Source organism: Roseateles puraquae (assembly GCF_002205845.1).
Classification (GTDB): Bacteria; Pseudomonadota; Gammaproteobacteria; order Burkholderiales; family Burkholderiaceae_C; genus Pelomonas; species Pelomonas puraquae.
The window spans coordinates 24496-44998 of the sequence record NZ_NISI01000006.1; the positions used below are offsets into that span (position 1 = coordinate 24496).

At 65.5% G+C, this 20503-nt stretch carries 17 protein-coding genes; 11 read left to right on the forward strand and 6 right to left on the reverse strand.

From position 1 onward, the window contains the following. Positions 1 to 35 precede the first annotated feature (35 nt). Positions 36 to 509, forward strand: a complete 474-nt coding sequence (locus CDO81_RS15205; RefSeq protein WP_088484086.1) for a low molecular weight protein-tyrosine-phosphatase — start codon at positions 36 to 38, stop codon at positions 507 to 509. 120 nt (positions 510 to 629) lie between these two features. Here the strand turns inward: CDO81_RS15205 and CDO81_RS15210 are convergent, their stop codons facing one another. From CDO81_RS15210 to CDO81_RS15225, 4 genes are all read right to left on the reverse strand, one after another. Further along, complete coding sequence (locus CDO81_RS15210) at positions 630 to 3731, reverse strand: efflux RND transporter permease subunit (RefSeq protein WP_088484087.1); 3102 nt, start codon at positions 3729 to 3731, stop codon at positions 630 to 632. Continuing rightward, a complete protein-coding gene (locus CDO81_RS15215; RefSeq protein WP_158218297.1) occupies positions 3728 to 4921 on the reverse strand; it encodes an efflux RND transporter periplasmic adaptor subunit in 1194 nt (397 codons plus the stop codon). The genes CDO81_RS15210 and CDO81_RS15215 overlap by 4 nt, the downstream gene beginning before the upstream one ends. Before the next feature lie 113 nt (positions 4922 to 5034). Then, a complete protein-coding gene (locus CDO81_RS15220; protein WP_088484089.1) occupies positions 5035 to 5943 on the reverse strand; it encodes a pseudouridine-5'-phosphate glycosidase in 909 nt (302 codons plus the stop codon). After that, the gene (locus CDO81_RS15225) at positions 5940 to 6848 is read right to left on the reverse strand and encodes a carbohydrate kinase family protein (RefSeq protein ID WP_088484090.1); all 909 of its coding nucleotides are present in this window, start codon (positions 6846 to 6848) and stop codon (positions 5940 to 5942) included. The genes CDO81_RS15220 and CDO81_RS15225 overlap by 4 nt, the downstream gene beginning before the upstream one ends. Positions 6849 to 6953: 105 nt before the next feature. Between CDO81_RS15225 and alaC the strand changes: the two genes are divergently transcribed. From alaC to gph, 3 genes are read left to right on the forward strand one after another with little or no spacing between them, the layout of a single operon-like run. Beyond that, on the forward strand, positions 6954 to 8174 hold the full coding sequence (gene alaC / locus CDO81_RS15230) for an alanine transaminase (RefSeq protein ID WP_088484091.1): 1221 nt from the start codon (positions 6954 to 6956) through the stop codon (positions 8172 to 8174). Between the two features lie 26 nt (positions 8175 to 8200). Beyond that, positions 8201 to 10138 (forward strand): ATP-binding protein, encoded by a 1938-nt coding sequence (locus tag CDO81_RS15235; protein WP_088484092.1) that lies wholly within the window; start codon positions 8201 to 8203, stop codon positions 10136 to 10138. After that, entirely contained in the window at positions 10135 to 10830 is a 696-nt protein-coding gene (gene gph, locus CDO81_RS15240; RefSeq protein WP_088484093.1) for a phosphoglycolate phosphatase, read from the forward strand. The genes CDO81_RS15235 and gph overlap by 4 nt, the downstream gene beginning before the upstream one ends. Here the strand turns inward: gph and CDO81_RS15245 are convergent. After that, positions 10805 to 11419, reverse strand: coding sequence for a chalcone isomerase family protein (locus tag CDO81_RS15245; protein WP_088484094.1), 615 nt, complete (start codon positions 11417 to 11419; stop codon positions 10805 to 10807). The two genes, gph and CDO81_RS15245, sit on opposite strands and share 26 nt — an antisense overlap. A 273-nt stretch (positions 11420 to 11692) precedes the next feature. On the opposite strand from CDO81_RS15245, the gene trpE reads away from it, so the two are divergent. The 7 genes from trpE to CDO81_RS15280 all read left to right on the forward strand — a co-directional run bounded on the left by trpE (position 11693) and on the right by CDO81_RS15280 (position 19381). Continuing rightward, on the forward strand, positions 11693 to 13180 hold the full coding sequence (gene trpE / locus CDO81_RS15250; protein WP_088484095.1) for an anthranilate synthase component I: 1488 nt from the start codon (positions 11693 to 11695) through the stop codon (positions 13178 to 13180). Positions 13181 to 13359: 179 nt separating this feature from the next. Continuing rightward, on the forward strand, positions 13360 to 14688 hold the full coding sequence (locus tag CDO81_RS15255; protein ID WP_088484096.1) for a tyrosine-type recombinase/integrase: 1329 nt from the start codon (positions 13360 to 13362) through the stop codon (positions 14686 to 14688). A gap of 5 nt (positions 14689 to 14693) precedes the next feature. Next, a complete protein-coding gene (locus CDO81_RS15260; RefSeq protein WP_088484097.1) occupies positions 14694 to 15500 on the forward strand; it encodes a hypothetical protein in 807 nt (268 codons plus the stop codon). Between the two features lie 142 nt (positions 15501 to 15642). Continuing rightward, a complete protein-coding gene (locus tag CDO81_RS15265) occupies positions 15643 to 15861 on the forward strand; it encodes a helix-turn-helix transcriptional regulator (protein ID WP_088484098.1) in 219 nt (72 codons plus the stop codon). Between the two features lie 149 nt (positions 15862 to 16010). Continuing rightward, entirely contained in the window at positions 16011 to 16346 is a 336-nt protein-coding gene (locus CDO81_RS27645; RefSeq protein ID WP_144397265.1) for a hypothetical protein, read from the forward strand. Between the two features lie 21 nt (positions 16347 to 16367). After that, a complete protein-coding gene (locus CDO81_RS15275) occupies positions 16368 to 18095 on the forward strand; it encodes a DUF927 domain-containing protein (RefSeq protein WP_088484100.1) in 1728 nt (575 codons plus the stop codon). Between the two features lie 200 nt (positions 18096 to 18295). Further along, positions 18296 to 19381: a phage/plasmid replication protein, II/X family gene (locus CDO81_RS15280; RefSeq protein ID WP_088484101.1), complete on the forward strand. Its 1086-nt coding sequence runs from the start codon at positions 18296 to 18298 to the stop codon at positions 19379 to 19381. A gap of 91 nt (positions 19382 to 19472) precedes the next feature. Here CDO81_RS15280 and CDO81_RS15285 read toward each other — a convergent pair whose 3' ends face one another. Further along, on the reverse strand, positions 19473 to 20315 hold the full coding sequence (locus CDO81_RS15285; RefSeq protein WP_088484102.1) for a hypothetical protein: 843 nt from the start codon (positions 20313 to 20315) through the stop codon (positions 19473 to 19475). Positions 20316 to 20503: the final 188 nt, after the last annotated feature.

Sequence of the window (20503 nt, forward strand, 5' to 3'; positions counted from 1 at the left end):
CCCGGCGCTCGTCCCGCGAAACTGAACCTCTATCTATGGCCGCCGTCCTGCTCGTCTGCACCGCCAACATCTGCCGCTCGCCGATGGCCGAGGCCATCTTCAAGGCCAGGCTCGGCGAGGTGTTCAAGACCGTCGCGTCGGCGGGTGTGCACGCCGACCCGCGGGGTGGCCCGGTCGACGCACGAGCCGCCGCGGCCCTGGAGCGCCACAAGTACGGCCTGGAGCGCCGCTGGCGCTCCCGCCGCGTGGACCCCGAGCAGCTCGGCCAGTACGACCTCGTGCTGGCGATGGAAGCCGAGCACGTGCAGGCCTTGCGCAAGCAGGCCGCGCCTGAGCACCAGGCCCGCATCCTGATGCTGACCGACTTCCTGCCGGAGATGGCCGGCCAGGACATCCCCGACCCCTACTTCGGCCCGGTGGCAGGTTTTGATGCCGTCATCGGCATGATCGAGCGCGCCGCGACGCGCCTGCTGGCCGAAAGCCGCGAGGGCCGCCTGCGCCTGCGCTGAACCCCCGTCGCGTCGAACAGGTGAACCAGCAGCCGTCGCGGAACCGGCTCCGCCGTTCCGCCAACGGCGCCCCCTTCATCTCGACAGGGGGCCGGCGCAGCCGGCAGGGGGCGGACCTGTCTAGACCGCCTTGCTTTCGAAGTCTGCCACCTCGCGCATGTCCGGCCCGCTGCCGCTGAAGCGGTCCAGCGCCAGGTAGATGACCGGCGTGATGTAGAGCGTCACGGCCTGCGACAGGATGAGGCCGCCCACCACCGCCAGGCCCAGCGGCTGGCGCAACTCGGCCCCTGCCCCGAGACCGAGCGCGATCGGCAGCGCGCCCATCAAGGCCGCCAGCGTCGTCATCATGATGGGCCGGAAGCGCAGGATGCAAGCCTGCCGGATGGCCTCGGCCGGTGCCAGGCCCTGGCTGCGCTGCACGTCCAGCGCGAAGTCGATCATCATGATCGCGTTCTTCTTCACGATGCCGATCAGCATCACGATGCCGATGGTCGCGATGATGGTCAGCTCCATGCCGAAGAGCTGCAGCGTGATCAACGCCCCCACCGCGGCCGAGGGCAGGCCGGCCAGGATGGTGATGGGGTGGATATAGCTCTCGTAGAGCACGCCCAGCAGCACATAGATGACCGCCACCGCCAGGCCGATGAGCAGCAGCTGGCCACCCTGGGAGTCCTGGAACACCGCCGCATCGCCGCCATAGCTCGTGATGATGCTGGAGGGCAGCTTGATCTCCTGCGTGAACGCGGTGATCTGCTTGGTGGCGTCGCCCAGCGGCACGTTCGGCGCCAGGTTGAAGCTGATGGTCACCGCCTGCAGCTGCCCCTGGTGGTTGACCGCCGTGGGGCCCAGCGTGCGCTGCACGGTGGCGAAGGCGCTCAGCGGCACCTGCGCGCCGTTCTTGCCGCGCAGGTAGATCTTGTCGAAGGCCGCCTCGCTGCTGCGGTCGTCGTCACCCGCCTCCATGATGACCTGGTAGGTGTTGCTCTCGGCATAGATGCTGGACACCTGCCGCTCACCAAAGGCGCCGTACAGCGCATTGCGCAGGTCCTGCATCTGCACGCCGAGCAGCGACGCGCGCTCGCGGTCGATGACGAGGCTGGCCTGCAGGCCGCGCATCTGGGAGTCGCTGGTCACGTCGCGGAAGCGCTCGTCGCTGCGCAGCTTCTCCTGCAGCTTCACGGCCCAGGTGTTGAGCTCGCCCGCCGACACCGATTGCAGCGTGTACTGGTAGCGGCTCTTGCTCTGCCGGCCACCCAGCTGCAGGTTCTGCACCGGCCGCAGGTAGACCTGGATGCCCGGCACCGCACGCAGCTTCTTGCGCAGGCCTTCCAGCACCTTGGGCATGGCTTCGCGGTCAGCGCGAGGCTTGAGGTTGATGAACATACGGCCCGTGTTGGTGGCGCTGCCCGAGGGCCCGCCGCCCACGGCCGAGCTCAACGCCAGCACGTTGGGGTCGTTGCGCACGATGGCCGCCACCCGGTCCTGCAGCTGCACCATGGCCGCGAACGAGGTGTCTTCGGCCGCTTCGGTGCTGGCCTGGATCTGCCCGATGTCCTCTTCAGGGAAGAAGCCCTTGGGAATGGTGGTGTAGAACCACACGGTGGCAACGAAGCTCAGGATGGCCACGCCCAGCACCCAGGCGCGAAAGCGCAGGGCCAGGTCCAGCGTGCGGGTGTAGGCATTCAGCGTGGCCGTGAAGCCGCGCTCGAACAGCCGGCCCAGCAGCCCGTCTTCGTGGTGTTCATCGGCCTTGAGCAGCCGGCTGCAGAGCATCGGCACGAGCGTCAGCGACACGACGGCCGACACCAGGATGGACAGCCCCACCACCACCGCGAACTCGTGGAACAGCAGGCCGATGACGCCGGGCATGAAGAAGATGGGAATCAGCACCGCCACCAGCGAGATCGAGATGGACAGGATGGTGAAGGCCATCTCGCGCGCGCCGCGTACCGCGGCGTCGAAGGGCTTCATGCCGTCTTCCACGTGGCGGACGATGTTCTCCAGCATCACGATGGCGTCGTCCACCACCAGGCCCACGGCCAGCGTAATGCCCAGCAGCGAGATGTTGTCCAGCGAATAGCCGAGCGCATACAGCAGCGTCAGCGCGCCGATCAGCGAGATCGGCAGCGAGGCGGTCGGGATCAGCGTGGCCACCGCACGGCGCAGGAAGATGAAGATCACCAGCACCACCAGGCCCACCGTCAGCGCCAGCGTGAAGTACACGTCGTGCAGCGACTCGCGGATGGACACCGAGCGGTCGTTGAGCGTGCGCATCTGGATGGACGCCGGCATCTGCTCGGCATACCGCGGCAGCAGGGCCTTGACCTTGTCCACCACCTGCACGGTGTTGGCATCGGGCTGGCGCTGGATGGCCAGCACGATGGAGCGCTCGCCCTGGTAGGTGGAGTAGGTCTTGCTCGTCTCGACGCTGTCCTGCACCTCGGCCACCTCGCGCAGCAGCACCGGCGCGCCATTGCGCGAGGCCACCACGATGCGGCCGAACTCGGCGGCGTTCTTCAGCTGGCGGTTGGCCTGGATGGTGAGCGTCTGGCGCGAGCCGTCGAGCACGCCCACCGGCGTGTTGGCATTTGCCGCCTTCACCGCGGCCTGCAGCTCGTCCAGCGTGATGTTGCGCTGGTTGAGCAGGTCGTTGCGCACCTTGATGCGCACGGCGTAACGCTTCTGGCCATAGATGGAGACCTGCGCCACGCCGTCGATGGTCGACAGGCCCGGTGACAGCAGGTTCTCCGCGTAGTCGTTGAGTTCGGTCAGGTCGATGGAGGGCGAGGTCAGCGCCACCAGCAGCACGGGCGCATCCGCCGGATTGACCTTGCGGTAGTTGGGCGGCGAGGTCATCTCCGCCGGCAACGAGCGCAGGCTGCGGAAGAGCGCGGCCTGCACGTCCACCGCGGCGGCGTCGATGTCGCGCGACGGGTCGAACTCCAGCGTGATGGAGGTGTTGCCCAGAGTGTTGGTCGACGAAATCGTCTGCAGGCCGGCGATGGTGGAGAACTGCTTCTCCAGCGGCAGCGCCACCGACGACGCCATCGTCTCGGGCGACGCGCCCGGCAGCGAGGCGCCGACGTTGATGATGGGCGTGTTGTAGGACGGCAGGGCCGCCACCGGGATGCGGCTCCAGGCGGCGAGACCAGCGATGACCAGCGACAGGTTCAGCAGCACGGTCATGACCGGCCGCCGGATGAAGAGTTCCGTCAACCTCATTTGCTGGCGCCCGTCGCGGCCGAGGCTGCCGATGCTGCCGAGGCGCCCGCTGCGGCCGCGCCGCCGCTGGGCTGGATGCGCAGCGGTGTGCCCGGACGCAGGTTCTGCTTGCCCTCCATCACCACCTGGGCCGTGGCCTCCAGGCCCTCGACCACCACCTGCTCGCCCATGGCCTGGCGCAGCTGCACCGGCACCAGCTTGGCGGTGTTGTCCGGGCCCACCACATAGACCGAACGCTCATTGCCTCGCATGATGATCGCGGCCTGCGGCACCACCGTCACGCCCTGCAGCGTGCGCAGCGTGACCCGCACCCGCAGGTACTGGCCTGGCCACAGCGTGCGGGCCTCGTTCGAGAACTCGGCCTTGACCTTGATGGTGCCGGTGGACGAGTCCACGAGGTTGTCCACCGCCGTCACGCGGCCCTTGATGGACGGCGCGCCTTTGGCCGAGCCGGGCGGCGGCAGCGCCTCCACGCTCAACTCACCGGCGCGCGTGGCGGCCAGCAGCGAACCGAGCTGGGTCTCAGGCACGGTGAAGGCAATGCCGATGGGATCGATCTGCGCAATGTTGACCAGCGGCGCGGCCGTGGCGTTGGCCTGCACCAGGCTGCCGGGGAACACGCTGACGATGCCGGCGCGGCCGCTGATGGGCGCCCGCAGCTCGTTGTAGCTCAGGCTGACCTGCGCGGCCTGCACCGCGGCCTCGTCGCTGCGCACCAGGGCCTGGCCGGCCTCGAAGTTGGCCTGCGCCGTGTCGACCGCGTTCTGCGCGATGAAGTTCTGGGCCTTCAGCTCCTTGGCGCGCGTGAATTGACGCTCCAGGTCGGCGAGGCTCGCGCGATCGCGAGCGAGCTGCGCGCGGGCCTTGTCGAGCGCGGCGCGGTCGGCGCGATCATCGAAGCGAAACAGCAGCTCGCCCTTCTTGACGTTCTGCCCGTCCTTGACGAACACCTGGGCGACCGTGCTGGTGGTCTGCGCACGCAGGTCCACGCTCTGCAACGCGGTGACCGTGCCGCTGGCCTCCACCGTGATGGGCACATCCGCCTGCCGGACCTTGACCACGCCGACGTTCTGCGGCGGTGCACTGGCTGCACCCGCGGGAGCGGCGGCGGCGTTGTCTTTGCCACCGCAACCGGCCAACAGGGCCAGGAGCACCAGCATCGAGCCGCCATGGGCCCAGGGAGAGGTCACGCGCATGCAAGCCTGCCGAAAGTAATGGGGGTTGACTGAAAAAACATATCAGCTTAACCGCGCCATTTTTCTCTCAGGTTGCTGGGGTCTCCTCTGATGTGCGGTTTTCGAGCTTAGTTCTGCAGCGCGCGCGCCAGGCGGGCGCCCACCACCGCGTTGTGCTTGACCAGCGCGATGTTGGTCGCGAGGCTCTGCCCGCCGGTCAAGGCCTTGATGCGGCCGAGCAGGAAGGGCGTGATCGCCTTGCCCGTGATGCCCTGCGCATCGGCCTCCGCCAGCGCCTGGGCGGTGATGGCGTCGATCTGGTCGCGCGGCATGGCCTGATCGGCCGGCACCGGGTTGCTCACCACCACGCCCCCGCCCAGGCCGAGCGCCCACTTGGCGCGGATGAAGCGGGCCTGGGTGGCGGCATCGTCCATGCGGAAGTCGGCCTTCAGGCCGCTGTCGGGGGTGAAGAAGGCCGCGAAGTTGTCCTGCCCGACCGACAGCACCGGCACGCCGTGTGTCTCGAGGTACTCCAGCGTGAGCCCCAGGTCGAGGATGGACTTGGCCCCCGCACACACCACGGCCACCGGCGTGCGCGCCAGCTCTTGCAGGTCGGCCGAGATGTCGAAGCTCTCGTGGCCGCCGCGGTGCACGCCGCCGATGCCGCCGGTCACGAAGACCTCGATGCCGGCCAGGTGAGCGCAGATCATGGTGGCGGCCACCGTGGTGGCGCCCAGGCGGCCCGTGGCCACCGCATAGGGCAGGTCGCGGCGGCTGAGCTTCATCGCGTCGGGCGCCTGCGCAAGCTGCGCGAGCTCCTCCTCCGTCAGGCCGATGCGGATGCGCCCACCGATGACCGCGATGGTGGCCGGCACGGCCCCCTCGGCGCGGATCACGGCCTCGACCTCGCGGGCCGTGTCCAGGTTCTGGGGCCAGGGCATGCCGTGGGCAATGATGGTGGACTCGAGTGCCACCACGGGCAGGCCCTGGGCACGGGCGGCGGCCACTTCGGGCGAGAGTTGGATCAGTTCGTTCATCGGTTCAGCAGGAAATCGGGGGTGAGTTCAGCATGGACGCTGTCGGTGGTCTGCAACGTGAGTGCGGCCAGGGCCAGGCCCAGCCGGGCGGCGGCATCGAAGTCGTCGGGCGCGCGCAGCAGCGACGCGCAGACGCCGGCCGACAACGCATCGCCCGCACCCGTCACGTCCACCACGTCCACCTGCGGCGCGGGCCAGTGGCGGGGCGCGTGGCCCGGCGTGCTCAGCAGCAGCCCCTCAGAGCCTTTGGAGACCAGCACGCAGCCCACGCCGCGGGCATGCAGCCGATCGAAGGCCTCGACAGGATCGGGCGCGATGGTGGCGAGCTCACCGGCATTCATGACCAGCAGGTGCAGCCCGTCCAGTCGCTCCGGCAGGCGTTCCATCTTGGCCTCGGACACCGCCACGCCCACCAGCGGGATGCCGCTGCTGCGCGCCTCGGCCAGCAGCAGCGGCCAGGCGTCGGTGGGCAGGTTGCCGTCGGCCACGACGAGGGCGGCGCCTGAGCGCAAGGCCTTGCTGGCCTCAAGCGCCCAGGGATTGAGGCTCTCCACCAGCGGCATGGCGGCCAGGCCGAGCTGCAGGCTGCCGTCGGGGGCCAGCACCGCGGTGTAGCTGTCGCTGGCGTGCCGGCGCAGGCGGATCACGGCCCGCGTGTCGATGCCCACGGTGGCGGCCTGCTCCAGCAGCATGCGCCCGCCGGCGTCATCGCCCACGGCCGCGACCAGCGCCACCGGCAGCCCGAGGCGCGCCAGGTTCTCCGCGACATTGCGCACCACGCCGCCGGGCGTCTCGTGCGACTCGCAGGGGTTGGACGAGCCGCCCAGCGCATGCGCCAGCAGCTTGAGCTTGCGATCGATGTTGAGGCCGCCAATGCAGACGATGGGGGCGGCAGACGTGTTCATCACGTGATTCTAGGAAGGCCGTGCCGGCTGCTAGAGTCGGCCCCGGTGCGGCGCCACGCCGCCCACGTCGCTCGGACGGTTCCGGGCGCTCACGTGACACTGCCAATGACCTCTGCCTCTTCCGCCACCGGCGGCAAGCGCCGCTTCGCGCGCATCGACCGCCTCCCGCCCTACGTCTTCAACATCACCGCCGAGCTCAAGCTCGCCGCCCGCCGCCGCGGGGAAGACATCATCGACATGAGCATGGGCAACCCCGACGGGGCCACGCCGCCGCACATCGTCGCCAAGCTCGCCGAGGTCGCCCAGCGACCCGACACCCACGGCTACTCGGCCAGCAAGGGCATCCCGCGACTGCGCCGCGCCATCTCGCACTGGTACCAGCGCCGCTATGGCGTGGACATCAACCCGGACACCGAGGCCATCGTCACCATCGGCTCCAAGGAAGGCCTGGCCCACCTGATGCTCGCCACACTCGACCGCGGCGACACGGTGCTGGTGCCCGACCCGAGCTACCCCATCCACATCTACGGCGCGGTCATTGCCGGTGCCGACATCCGCGCCATCCCGGTCAGCAGCGAAGTCGACTTCTTCGCCGAGCTGGAGAAGACCATCCGCGGCAGCTACCCCAAGCCCAAGATGATGGTGTTTGGCTTCCCGTCCAACCCGACGGCGCAGTGCGTGGAGCTGAGCTTCTTCGAGCGCGTCGTGGCCCTGGCCAAGAAGCACGACATCCTCATCGTGCACGACCTCGCCTATGCCGACATCGTGTTCGACGGCTACGAGGCCCCGTCCATCATGCAGGTGCCCGGCGCCAAGGACGTGGCGGTGGAGTTCTTCACCCTCAGCAAGAGCTACAACATGGCCGGCTGGCGGGTGGGCTTCATGGTGGGCAACCCCGACCTCGTCGCGGCCCTGGCGCGCATCAAGAGCTACCACGACTACGGCACCTTCACGCCGCTGCAGGTGGCCGCCATTGCCGCCCTGGAAGGCGACCAGCAATGCGTGAAAGACATCGCCGCCAGCTACCAGCGCCGCCGCGACGTGCTCTACAAGGGTCTCACCGAAGCCGGCTGGGCCGTGGACTGCCCCAAGGCCAGCATGTACATCTGGGCCCGCATCCCCGAGCCCTACCGCGAGCTCGGCTCGCTGGAATTCGCCCGGCAGTTGCTGGAGAAGGCCAAGGTCTGCGTGTCCCCCGGCATCGGCTTCGGCGACCACGGCGACGGGCATGTGCGCTTCGCGCTCATCGAGAACGAGTCACGCATCCGCCAGGCCGTGCGAGGCATCAAGGCGATGTTCAAGGCGGATGGGGTGCTGAAGGCATGATCGCGTAAACAAGCTCCGGTCCGGCAATGACTGCACTAGAACTCCTGCAAAACCTGAACCTGCTCGACGAAACCGAGCGGATCGAAGCCAAGCGCGCCAGCGAGGCGGGCAAGTCGCTGCTGGAGACTGTGTGCGCCTTCGCCAACGAACCTGGGCTCGGTGGCGGCTGGCTGCTGCTAGGCGTGGTGCGCGAAGAGATGGCCTTGTTCCCCAGCTATCAGGTGGAAGGCGTGCCCCAGCCGGACAAGCTTTGCGCCGACCTGGCCACCCAATGTCGCGAGGCGTTCAACGCACCCGTGCGCATCGATCTCAGCACCGAGCAGGTCGACGGGCAAGCCGTGGTGGTGGCCTACGTGCCCGAAGCCCAGCCGCAGGACAAGCCCGTCTTCTTCAAGTCGCAAGGTCTGCCCAAAGGCGCGCTGCGTCGCGTGGGCAGCGTGGACCAGCGCTGCACCGACGACGACCTGGCCGTGTTCTACCAAAGCCGTCAGCGCGAGACCTTTGACGCCAGCCTGGTGCCTGACGCCACGCTGGACGACCTGGCCCCTGAGGCCCTGGCCGACTACCGCCAGGCCCGCGCCGAGGCCAACCCTGACGCCGAGGAGCTGCGCTGGAGCGACGAAGAACTGCTGCGCTCCCTGGGCTGCATCCAGACGGATGCCAACAGCCCTGCAACTACCTGGCGCCCCACCGTGGCCGGCCTGATGCTGTTCGGCAAGCCTCAGGCCCTGCGCCGCTGCTTCCCGATGACGAGGGTGGACTACATCCGCGTACCCGGCCGCGAATGGGTGCCTGACCCTGAACGCCGCTTCGACACTCTTGAACTGCGCGACCCACTGTTCCGACTGATCCGCCGAGCCCAGGCCGCCGTGCTGGATGACCTGCCCAAAGGCTTTGCGCTGAAAGAGGGTGACCTGCAGCGCCAGGACAAACCCGTCATCCCCCAGCGCGTGATCCGCGAGGCGCTGGTCAACGCACTGATGCACCGCAGCTACCGCAGCCACAGCCCGGTGCAGATCATTCGCTACGCCAACCGGCTGGAGATCCGCAACCCCGGCTTCTCGCTCAAGTCGCCCGAGCACCTGGGCGAGCCCGGCAGCGAGCCCCGCAACCCGCGCATTGCCGCCGTATTGCATGAAACCCGCTTTGCTGAGACCAAAGGCAGCGGCATTCGCGTGATGCGAGAGACGATGGAGCAAGCCGGCCTGACCCCGCCGCTGTTCGAGTCGGACCGGGGCAATGACCAGTTCGTAGCTCGCTACTTCTTCCACCATTTCCTGGGCACCGACGACGTGGCCTGGCTGGCGCAGTTCAAGGACGCCCAACTCAGCCCGGACGAAGCCAAGGCCCTGATCGTGGTGCGCGAGGCCGGCGCCATCGACAACGCCGCCTACCGCGCGCTGAACAAGGTGGACACCCTGGCCGCCAGCGCCGCCCTGCGCCGCCTGCGCGACGCCGGCCTGCTGCAGCAAAAGGGCCGAGGCTCGGCCACTTACTACGTACCGGCTGAGCGGCTGGGCCCTGCAGACAAGGCGCTGGAAGCCGGTGCCGATGCTGGCTTATCTGGTAAGCCCCCGGGCTTGTTTACCAACCCCGGCGGCCTATCTAGCAACCCCCGGGGCTTATCTAGCAACCCCAGCCCCTTATCTAGCAACCCTCAAACGGCCGAGCAAGACGCTGCCCGCGCCGCGCTGCTGGACGACCTTCCGGGCTCACTCGCAGCCCGCCTGGGCGCCATCGGCCAGCGACACCCGCCCCACGAGGTCCAGGACCTGGTGGTGGCCTTATGCGCACTGCGGGACTGGCCCGTCAACGAACTGGCCCTGGTGCTGCGCCGCAACCCCGAGGTAGTCCGCCAGAACTACCTGCGCCCGCTGATGCGCGACGGGCGGCTGGTCATGACACGCCCGGACGAGCCCAATGCCCCCACGCAGGCGTATCGCGCGGTAGGGGACTCGGCATGAGCTCAACCGAAGAGGCGCTTCGTCTGGCCGTTCACAGGACTCAAGCCCTCATCCTCGACCTCGACGGCACCCTCGTCGACACCCTTGGCGACTTCGTCGCGGTGCTGGGTCTCACGCTCGCCGACCTGGGCCTGCCCGCGGTGGACCGGGCGTTCGTGGAGCGCACCATCGGCCGCGGCGGCGAGAACCTCGTGCGCCAGACGCTGGCGCAGGTGGGCGCCAAGCCCGGCCTCTTCGACCATGCGTGGTCGCTCTACCAGGCTCACTACGCCACGGTGAACGGCCAGCATGCCGCGGTCTACCCGGGGGTCGTGGAGGGTCTGGAGGCCCTGCGCGCGCACGGGCTGCCGCTCGCGGTACTGACCAACAAGCCCGCCGCCCCCGCGCGCGAACTGCTGCGGCGCAAGGGGCTGGACGGCTTCTTCACGCAGGTGTTCGGCGGTGACAGCTTCGCGCGCAAGAAGCCTGACCCGCTGCCGCTGCTCGGCACCTGCGAGGCGCTGGGCACCCGGCCTTCAGCGACCTGGATGGTGGGCGACTCGCGCAACGATGCCGAGGCCGCCCGCGGCGCGGGTTGCCCCGTGGTGCTGGTGACCTACGGCTACAACCACGGCGAGGACATCCGCGCCGTGCCGGCCCTGCAGCACGTGGACCGGCTGGACGCGATCAGGATCGCCGCGACGACTTCTTGATGCCGAGCAGCGCGTCCTTCAACGCATCGTCGGCCGGCTTGTCGCCCAACCAGATGCGCAGCAGGGCGGAGAAGAACTCGGGTTCCTTGATCGGCTCGGGCATCACGCTCTTGCCGTTGAGCAGCAGCGTGGCGCCGATGCCGGGCACGTAATCGACCGAGAAGCTGTCGCCCGAATTGAGCTGCTTGCGGCTCGCGAAGACCTCGCTGAGCTTGAGCACGCCGTTGATGCACTTGGCAAACTCGTCGCGCGGGGCATTGGCCTCCATGCCCTTGGTGAAGAGCTTGCCGAGTTCGTTGCCGTCGATGTCGCGCAGCATCTGGATGTGGATGCGCTTGGGGCCGGGCGCACTCAGCACCTCTTGCGTGGTGCCGGCCTTGTGGGTGAGGTACAGGCCCGCGGTGTAGACCTTGACGACGAACTTGTAGCGGATGCCAGCGCCGTTGAGCAGCAGCTTCTGGCCGGCCAGATCCACCGACGGTTCGTACTTCACATTGGCCACTTCAATGGCCTGGGGCGCCTGGGCCCAGACGCTCCCCCCACTCAGACTGGCTGCGGCCAGCAGGGCCGCGGCAACCAAAGCACGCATGTCTCGCTCCGTTGTCGTGCCGCGATGGCGGCATCTCCGTGGCCCGAAGTATGGCGTCATCCGCGAAAAACCCCGCTGATACACTCCGCCCAACATGTTCATCACGCGCAAGTACATCACGGGGTCGAGCGACCGGGGAGCCTGGCCCTGGCGTCGCTGGTCAGCCCTGCTCTGATGCCGCTTGGCGCGCCTTGACGCGCTCTCCCTCGCGTTGCCCGATCTCCCCGGGCTGCACGCCAAGCCCTGAAACATTGCTTGTTCAAGGTTTGAGTCGTGATCACCGAACTGGAATTCCAAAGCCTGGCCGCTGAAGGCTACAACCGCATCCCGCTGATCAGCGAGGCCTTTGCGGATCTCGAAACCCCGCTGTCGCTCTACCTGAAGCTCTGTGCCGGCAGTGGCCAGGGCCGCAACAGCTTCCTGCTGGAATCGGTCGTCGGCGGCGAACGCTTCGGCCGCTACTCCTTCATCGGCCTGCCCTGCCGCACCCTGGTGCGCGCCACCGGCACCCTGTGCGAGGTGGTGACGGACGGCGTCGTCGTCGAGACGCACGAGGGCAACCCGCTGGACTTCATCGCGGCCTACCAGGACCGCATCAAGCCCAAGATCCCGGCCGGCCTGCCGCGCTTCTGCGGCGGTCTCGCCGGCTATTTCGGCTACGAAGCCGTGCGCGCCATCGAGAAGCGCCTGGCCACCACCAAGAAGGACGGCGGCCTGGGCACGCCCGACATCCTGCTGCTGCTCAGCGAAGAAGTCGCCGTCATCGACAACCTCTCCGGGCGGCTCTACCTCATCGTCTGGGCCGACCCCCGCCAGCCCGAGGCCTACTTCCGGGCCACCAAGCGGCTCTCCGTGCTGCGCGACAAGCTGCACTATTCGGTGAGCGTGCCGCGCGTGACCCGCAGCGAATCACACCCGGTGCAGCGCGACTTCTCCAAGGCCGAGCTGATGGCCGCGGTCGAGCGCGCCAAGGAATACATCGCCGCCGGCGACCTGATGCAGGTCGTCATTGGCCAGCGCCTGGCCAAGCCCTACAAGGCCGAGCCCATTGCGCTGTACCGCGCGCTGCGGGCGCTGAACCCCAGCCCCTACATGTACTTCTACGACTTCGGCGACTTCCAGGTCGTCGGCGCCAGCCCTGAAATCCTGGTGCGTGAAGAACATGGCAGCGACGGTGCCCGCAAGGTCACCATCCGCCCGTTGGCCGGCACCCGCCCGCGCGGCGGCACGCCCGAGCGCGACGTGGCGCTGGAAGCCGAACTCAAGGCCGACCCCAAGGAGCGCGCCGAGCACCTGATGCTCATCGACCTGGCGCGCAACGACATCGGCCGCATCGCGCGCACGGGCAGCGTGCAGGTGACGCAGGCCTTCGACGTGGAGCGCTACTCGCACGTGATGCACATCGTCTCCAACGTCGAGGGCACGCTGCGGCCCGAGGTGGGGCAGCTGGATGTGCTCAAGGCCACCTTCCCGGCCGGCACGCTCAGCGGCGCGCCCAAGGTGCGGGCGATGGAACTGATCGACGAGCTCGAACCCGTGCAACGCGGCATCTACGGCGGCGCCTGCGGCTACCTCAGCTTCGCCGGCGACATGGACCTGGCCATCGCCATCCGCACCGGCATCGTCAAGAACGGCATGCTCTACGTGCAGGCGGCGGCGGGCATCGTGGCGGACTCCGTGCCTGAACTGGAATGGCAGGAGACGGAGGCGAAAGCGCGCGCCTTGCTCCGTGCGGCCGAACTGGTGGAAGAGGGGCTCTGACATGCTGCTCATGATCGATAAGCAGCATTGACGTTCCGAGCGGTGCTTTTGTGGTGCTGACGGAAGTTTTTTCCATTTGGCGCCAACGACTTACAGACCTACTGAACGCTGTGGAACGTGCCAGCATCCGGCAAAGCTGCGGGTAAAGTTGCGGGTAACGCAACGACCGGAGCCAAAAAATGCCGCTCAATGACACGCAGATTCGCAACGCGAAGCCTCGTGATCGCGCGTACAGAATGACCGATGGCGGCGGACTCCAGCTCGAAGTGCGGCCGACAGGTAACAAGTTCTGGCGCTTCCGCTACCGACTTGATGGTCGCGAAAACATGTTTGCGGCCGGCCAGTACGTTCAAGCGCCCAACGGTGAGTCAGCGGCCATGGCGGCGGCGCGAGTGGCGAGTGGTCAATTGACTCTGGCCGAGGCTCGGCGGCAGCTACTCGACTGGCGCGCAGCTGTAAAGCTTGGCAAGCACCCTGCTGCACAGCGGCACGAGCGGCGCGAGGAGGAAATTCGGCAACAGACCGAAATCGTCCGGGCTCGGACCAACACGTTCGAGGCAGTGGCGCGGGCTTGGATTGAGGCGAACAAGAAGGGATGGACCGGCAGCTACACCCGTCAGATCGAGAGGGCGTTCGAGCACCATCTCTATCCAGTCCTGGGCAAAAGACCGATCAAGGACATCACATCGCCTGACCTGACGGGTGCACTAACCAACATGAAGCGGCTCCGTCCGGCGAAAGCCGGAGCCGATCCCGCCAAGAAGGACTCTTTCAAAGCGCTGCCCGTCCTTCTCAAGCAGTGGACGTCAGCCGTATTCAGACACGCCATCGCCGAAGGCCTGGCCGAGCAGGATCCCACCTACGCGCTGAAAGGTCGGGTGAAACGCGAGAAGGCGACCAACCACTCGGATCTAGACCCGAAACAGATTCCAGCGCTGCTTACCGCTTTGGCGCACTACGGAGGCAATCCGAAGACGGTGCATGCGATGCGTCTTCTACTTTTGACCTTTGTACGGCCTGGCGAGCTGCGCCAAGCATCGTGGAACGAATTTGACTTCGACAAGGCCACCTGGGTGATCCCCGAGGAGCGCATGAAAATGCGGAAAACTCATATGGTCCCCTTGTCGAAGCAAGCGCTTGCAGAACTCAAGGGCCTACGCCAACTGACGGGCCCAGAAGGACTGCTTTTTCCGAACGAACGGGACCCAAGCCGCGCAATGAGCGCGACAACTCTAAATCGATGCCTAGAACGCCTTGGCTTCAATGGCGCCGATTCGATGGATTTTTCATCTCACGGTTTCCGGGCCACAGCATCAACGATGCTGAACGAGTCCGGGAAATTTCGCGAGGACGCTATCGAGCGCCAGCTGGCGCACGTGCCCAAGAACGAAGTTCGCAGCGCCTACAACAGGGCGAAATATTGGGACGAACGAGTCCTGATGATGCAAGCATGGGCAGACACGATTGACGCGTTCGTTGGAGCTGCCGACCGTAGAAAGGGAGCCTGAGCATCATGGGCAAAACGAAGCTGCTGAAATCCGCTAAGCCGGCACAGACCAGCACTCGCATCGATGAATCCGAGCTTCGGCGGTGGGTTGTTGACTTCGATGCTGCCGGATGCATTCCCCTTGGCGCCGGCGTTTGCTTGGCACTCGGCCTGAACCCGGAGCACCCCTCCAACGCCCGCGGTGCGCAGAAGAACGCCCAACTGGAGCGCGCATATCGAGTTGCTGGCTTGAAGTATTGCAGCGCCGAAGACCAAGGGCGCGTGCAATCCGTGGATGTAGCCACAGCTGGCACTCAGGAAGTACTGGTCAAACCTCAGCAGCTTTTCGCCTGGCTGAAGAGCTACCTGCTCTCTCTACCCGAAGTTCTCGATGATTGGCTAAATGATGCAGCAGCTACCGTCCGGAAGTGCCATGAGCTTGAGCGGACTGAATACGACGATGACGGCGAGCCCTTTCTGATCGAGCCGCTTCCATCGCGCGACCTCGCCCCCATTGACAAGGCAGCCGGCGGCCACAACGCAAACAAACTAAAAACCGCCTGGAAAACACTGGGCGCACTGGTTCTTCACGAGCACGCAGCAAAACTGCAGGGTACGAACGTGGACTGGACCTTTCTTCCGGATTTCCGAGGAGGAAAGGTCAAGGCATTGCCAGGCATGAACCCGGCGAGCATTCCACACATCACAACCATGAAGTCCCATGTCGTTGCGGCCATCGTTGCCGCCCTCGGCGACGAGTCGCATGCCGCGAGCCAATACCCCGGACTTAGCGCTCTTCTGGCGCAAGAGACCAAACGGCTGAAGCTTGCATAGAGTCGTCACGACGGCGCAGCCGCGCCAGGGGAATTCAACAACTCGCGGGGAATTGTTTTCCCCCAGATCGCCTAGCGTCACAGTCATCACACCCTACAGCACCCGGTCCAAACGGTGCAGAACCTACCGTAGAGAGTGTGAAATGACTGAGTTCGTCCGCCTGCTTCGCAGGGCCATGGTCCGCGACCGAACAGCCCTGAGCAACACCCAACTTCACGTTTTGATCAAGTCGGGTCAGTTCCCCGCCCCAAGCTATTTGACCGACACAAACCGCATCCCGGTTTGGGACGAGCGGGTCGTCACCGAATGGATTAAGGCGCGACTGTCTGGCGGTACTGCCGAAAAGAGCAAGACGGCCTGACTGACGTTGGCGCCAGGCGCGCAACCACCTCTCCGCGCCGCTCGGTCTCACGAGTACTGCAGCGTTCTAGGTTGCCCAGTTGGCAGCCTCTCTGACGCTTTAACTCCCACCCACTTCACGCCCATCACCGCCTCGGGTGAGCCCCTGGCGTGCGCACCTCCGAAGGGAACGTTCAAGTGCACAAACCCAATTCTCCCGCCTTCGACACGGGAACCGTACTGGTCACGTCTCAAGCTTTCGGCCTGTTGCAGCGCGCTGGCGTCGCGCCTGCGGAACTGCTTACGGAGCACCAACGACTGATCCCCGCCAAGGCGATACCTACTGACCTCGCGTTGCGCCTCAACGCCATCCAACTGCGTCATCGAGTCACGACGCGATTTCCCGTGCTGACCTTGACGCCACAAATCCAAATCACCGAAGTCTGCGTTGTCACTGAACCCGGCCATCACCAAACGCTCATCCGGCTGGCGAACGAATTCCGCTGAGCTCTTACCTCCTCCAAGATCATGCCCAAACCACAACATCGCAAAGTCCACGCGGCAAAAGGCTATGCCCCGCAGCCGGAACTGGTGAGCGAACCGGGGGCCTCCCTGCCCCTGAAACTCATCGGTTTGTTGGAGCGCCCGGGCCAGCCGCCCGCTGTGGCCCTGACATTGCCTGACGCCGATCCATGCAAGGCGATTTCGGTACCACTGTCGTTGTGCGTTTCCTCCAGGCACGCCGCGTTGGACGAGTTCTTCATGCGACCCGGCTTCATGTCGGCGCGCAAAGGCATCTCTGCAAAAACCTTGGCGGCGGAACTTCGGTCCTTCGCCGAGACCACAACGATCCATGCTCTCGACACCGAGGGGATTCAGTCATTCGAGCACAACGGTGTGACCTGCAAGGTATGGATCAAGTCAGGCAACGTCTACTGGTTGACCAAGAAGCCCGACGGCGCTGAAGTGGTGCTGGTCGGCAAGATCGCCCGATCTGCACGCAAGGCCGTCTCAGCCAAGAAGTTCCGCAAGGCCTTTGGGGAAGTCTTGCAGAAGTGCCCGCGGCTGCTGATCGTCTTGCTCTTTGCGCTGGCTGCCATGCTGCTGGGGGAGTTTGACATCGCTTCGGTCGCTCTGGCATTGGTTGGCATGTCCACGAGCGGCAAGACACTGACCCAACGAGCTACGTCGATGTTGGTCTACGGCGAGGATCGTGTGGAGCATTTCGACGGCACGCCACAAGGAATCATCGACGCCATTCGCGCGGCCGGAGCCAGCGCCTTGTTTTTTGAAGACGTACATGGCGCCAACGCTGGCGAGGCGCTGGTCGCCGCTCTGATGGCGGTCGGCAACGGCGCGAATGGGCGGAAGCGGAGTGGCTACAGCCGCCCTCTGACTGCCGATACGCCAATTCGCGGCACTCTCATCATGTCGGCCGAGGCAGGTCTAGCTGACACCATACGTGCCGCCGGACAGGTCATGCTCACTGGGCAGTTCGCTCGCGGTATCGAACTGCACTTAGGACAGTACGGCATGTTCGACGTCCTGTGTGGCCATGACAGCTCCGCCGAACTGGCGGAGTACGTCAAAGATCAATCTAAGGAGTACGCAGGTTTTGTGGGCGATGCCTTTGTCGAGACTGTCGCGACGAACTGGGAGAGCGTCAACAAGATGTGGCTGTCGCGCCGGGACGAGGTCCGAGACGGCATTCTGCAAGCAGCCGATATCGGCAAGCCCACCGGCGTAACAAATCGCCAACTGGAAACGCTGACCTTTATCGGCTTCGTGGGTGCCATCGCAGCCCGGTACGACGTGCTTCCCGTAAAGCGCGGTCATGTCTACGAGGCCTTGGGGCTGCTGTTGCGTGAGCAAGAACGCCGTCTGCAGGGATCACGCACGCCGGCGGGTCAGAAGGTCGTCGAGGCCGTGCGCCACTTCATCCTCACCTACCCGGCGCGCTTCTTGCCAATTGAGCGCGCGGGCGATCCGACGCAAGTGAACGGGTTGGCGGGCTACCTCAAGCTCATCAATGGCCGGCCGACGTATCTGTTCTTCGCGGAGGCGTTCGATGCGGAGTTCGTCAGCAAGTTTGGCCGCGAGGCCTCAACCCACTTGCGTGACGCGGGCCACTTGGTTTGCCAGGGCAAGCGAGGCAACCGCTATCAGGCTCAAGTTCGTTTGTCGGGGCCGGAAGACCGCCGCACACCAATGAACTTCGTTGCGGTCTCGCAATCGATTTTGGCTGCTGACGCCTGAGGGCATTTGTCCTTGTCACGGCCGTCACCGTGACAGCGGCCAGTGCCAATGCCACGGCATTAACGGGCCTCCGCTCTGCGGACCGCACCAGTAATACCCAGCATCAGCACCAACCTCTGTCACTCCAGCTGCAGCAGTAAACGCTGGACAGCAACTGGCCATGAGGCCGCGACGCTGCTGCATGTTCAAAAGGATTTCCCATGACCACCCCTCTGATCGACACGGCGAAAGTTCGCGTCGCCGTGAACCACCAGCCATGGCTCGAACGGCAGATCGAGGCCTATCGCGCCGGACAACGCAGCAGCGTGAACCGCGCGCTCGCATCCAACTACCGCCGCTTCAGCGTTCCGGGTGCATACGGCGCCAGTGCCTCCGTGCAGTCCATCCTCGGCGGGACTGCCCTGGTCATCGAATGCAGCCTGCCGCGTTTTCTGACCGGCCAAAACGTGTTCGGATCAATCCAGATCCTGCCCCAAGTTGTGCAAGTCGTAGACGCGGTTCTCAGCTACCTGAACATCGTGCCCACCGACGACGAATCGACCGCCATCGCTGAGGGCCGCATCGGCTTAAACCGTGTAGACATTACCGCGCACGCCCGGCTTGGCAACGAGACCCGCGTCCGCCGGATGATCAAAGCCCTAAAGGCGACTCTGGCCTTCACCAAGGCCAACTTCAGCTGCTACGGTGACGAGACGCTCTACATCGGCCAGAACAGCGACTACAAGACCCTGAAGCTTTACGACAAGGCAGGCGAAATAGCAGCCCACCCGCTGCCAGCCAACCACCCGCAACGTGAGCTTGTTTCAGAGGCAGTTCGTGGATTGCTCCGTGTCGAGCTGTGCCTCCGCCGGCGCTTCTTGCTGGAGCGCGGATGGACCGAAGTACGACTTTTCGATGCGAAGGCAGCGCGGCGCTTGTTGGTCTCTGAGCTGAAAGCCCTGACCATCAAGCACACGGGAGCCCCATCCACGCAGATTTTCGAGCCCAGCGCCACCCTCAGCAGCCTGGACAACTCGCTGGTCGCGGCTCATCTGGCCGGAGTTGATGTGCAAGACCTGCTGCCTTCACGGCGTCAGTTGAATGCGCACCGCCAGACGATTGCGGCAGCGACAGCCATAGACATCCTGGTTCCCGTCGCTGCGAGCAGGCGCATCTCCAGCGTCGATCCGACGATGATTCGGAACAACTTGGTCCGTCGCTTCGACGAACGCGCTGTCGGGTTGCGAGAGGCACTTGGAGTCCAACCCGCTGAGGCCCGCGCAAACGGTGTCGCCGCCGCGGACTAGGGGATCGACACTCGACCGATCTTCCTGCACCTGCTGTAACGCGTTTAGGCCCCTGCAGCCTCCGCCCTCATGAAGCTAGACCGTGGCATCACTACATGGCCCAGCCGATCTCGCGCAGGATGAAGCCAATGGCATGGACTGCAGCCTCACCATCCTCCTCTTGCGCGAGTCGCCAGCCCTTGCTTTCTTGCTCGTTCGCCTTGCCCCTAGGGTGCAGCCTGTTGATCATTTCAGCGACGCCGGCCACTGCCGCAAGGCCGAACGGCACTTCACGGATTTTTCGCACCAGTGCCCCGAGATCCAGCTCCATCAGCTTGGCGTCATTGCCGGTAGCTGCCATCCAGCGGCCGAGCAGCACTACTGCGGCGTTCCTGCACTGATCGACTACCGAAGTCGGCCCTTCCCGAAAAGCAGAGTCCAGCACACGATCCAGAGCACGACGCACTGATTCCAGGTGCTCAGCAGGTACTGCGCCGATCTTGAGGTCCGGCAGGACACCAAAGGCCGACAGCACCTTCAGCGTCACCAACACGTCGTCGCCGACAACCCGTTCGACTTGAACGATGCGCCAGGAGGACCGCGACTCATCCTTCCCTAGTGCCAATGTGAGTCCCTCGCCACCCCGAGGTTGACGGAGGAGAGATTGGCAAGGCCAGAACCAGAAGAGGGTCTTGGTAAGCGACTCTCCCTGGCGCGGGTTGTAAAGCGTCTGAGATGGATGCCCGCGAGTCAAGCAGGCCCGAGGCTGTCCGCCCGGAAAGGGCTCGTAGAGCAAGCCCCGCCGCACTCGAGTGACCGAGTCGAAGCTTTGCTCTCGAAAGACCCAGCCCATCGGCCAGGTCGCCGTGTGAAGTGGCATGCCATCGGAAACAGGCGGGTCGACAAGGCGGGCGACGGTCAACAACGGTGGCGGCAAGACGGCGTACTCAGGCATGCCGCCACCTTCATACACGTGACCCGTATCGCTTTCGTATCCGACATGCATTGGGTGCTCGCTTTCGCTCAAAAATAGTTCCGCCGCCGCTTCACGGCTCGGAAGCTCTCATCGAGGTCCAACGGCATGCCGTTGTACAGAGACCAAACGCCCTCATGAAACGCGAACGAATGCGGGCTGCCTGATCG

Bases quoted from the DNA above. Each gene is read 5' to 3' on its own strand.
- CDO81_RS15205 (WP_088484086.1), top strand. From the start codon at position 36: ATGGCCGCCGTCCTGCTCGTCTGCACCGCCAACATCTGCCGCTCGCCG.
- CDO81_RS15210 (WP_088484087.1), bottom strand. From the start codon at position 3,731: ATGAGGTTGACGGAACTCTTCATCCGGCGGCCGGTCATGACCGTGCTG.
- CDO81_RS15220 (WP_088484089.1), bottom strand. From the start codon at position 5,943: ATGAACGAACTGATCCAACTCTCGCCCGAAGTGGCCGCCGCCCGTGCC.
- CDO81_RS15225 (WP_088484090.1), bottom strand. From the start codon at position 6,848: ATGAACACGTCTGCCGCCCCCATCGTCTGCATTGGCGGCCTCAACATC.
- alaC (WP_088484091.1), top strand. From the start codon at position 6,954: ATGACCTCTGCCTCTTCCGCCACCGGCGGCAAGCGCCGCTTCGCGCGC.
- CDO81_RS15235 (WP_088484092.1), top strand. From the start codon at position 8,201: ATGACTGCACTAGAACTCCTGCAAAACCTGAACCTGCTCGACGAAACC.
- gph (WP_088484093.1), top strand. From the start codon at position 10,135: ATGAGCTCAACCGAAGAGGCGCTTCGTCTGGCCGTTCACAGGACTCAA.
- CDO81_RS15245 (WP_088484094.1), bottom strand. From the start codon at position 11,419: ATGCGTGCTTTGGTTGCCGCGGCCCTGCTGGCCGCAGCCAGTCTGAGT.
- CDO81_RS15255 (WP_088484096.1), top strand. From the start codon at position 13,360: ATGCCGCTCAATGACACGCAGATTCGCAACGCGAAGCCTCGTGATCGC.
- CDO81_RS15260 (WP_088484097.1), top strand. From the start codon at position 14,694: ATGGGCAAAACGAAGCTGCTGAAATCCGCTAAGCCGGCACAGACCAGC.
- CDO81_RS15265 (WP_088484098.1), top strand. From the start codon at position 15,643: ATGACTGAGTTCGTCCGCCTGCTTCGCAGGGCCATGGTCCGCGACCGA.
- CDO81_RS15275 (WP_088484100.1), top strand. From the start codon at position 16,368: ATGCCCAAACCACAACATCGCAAAGTCCACGCGGCAAAAGGCTATGCC.
- CDO81_RS15280 (WP_088484101.1), top strand. From the start codon at position 18,296: ATGACCACCCCTCTGATCGACACGGCGAAAGTTCGCGTCGCCGTGAAC.
- CDO81_RS15285 (WP_088484102.1), bottom strand. From the start codon at position 20,315: ATGCCTGAGTACGCCGTCTTGCCGCCACCGTTGTTGACCGTCGCCCGC.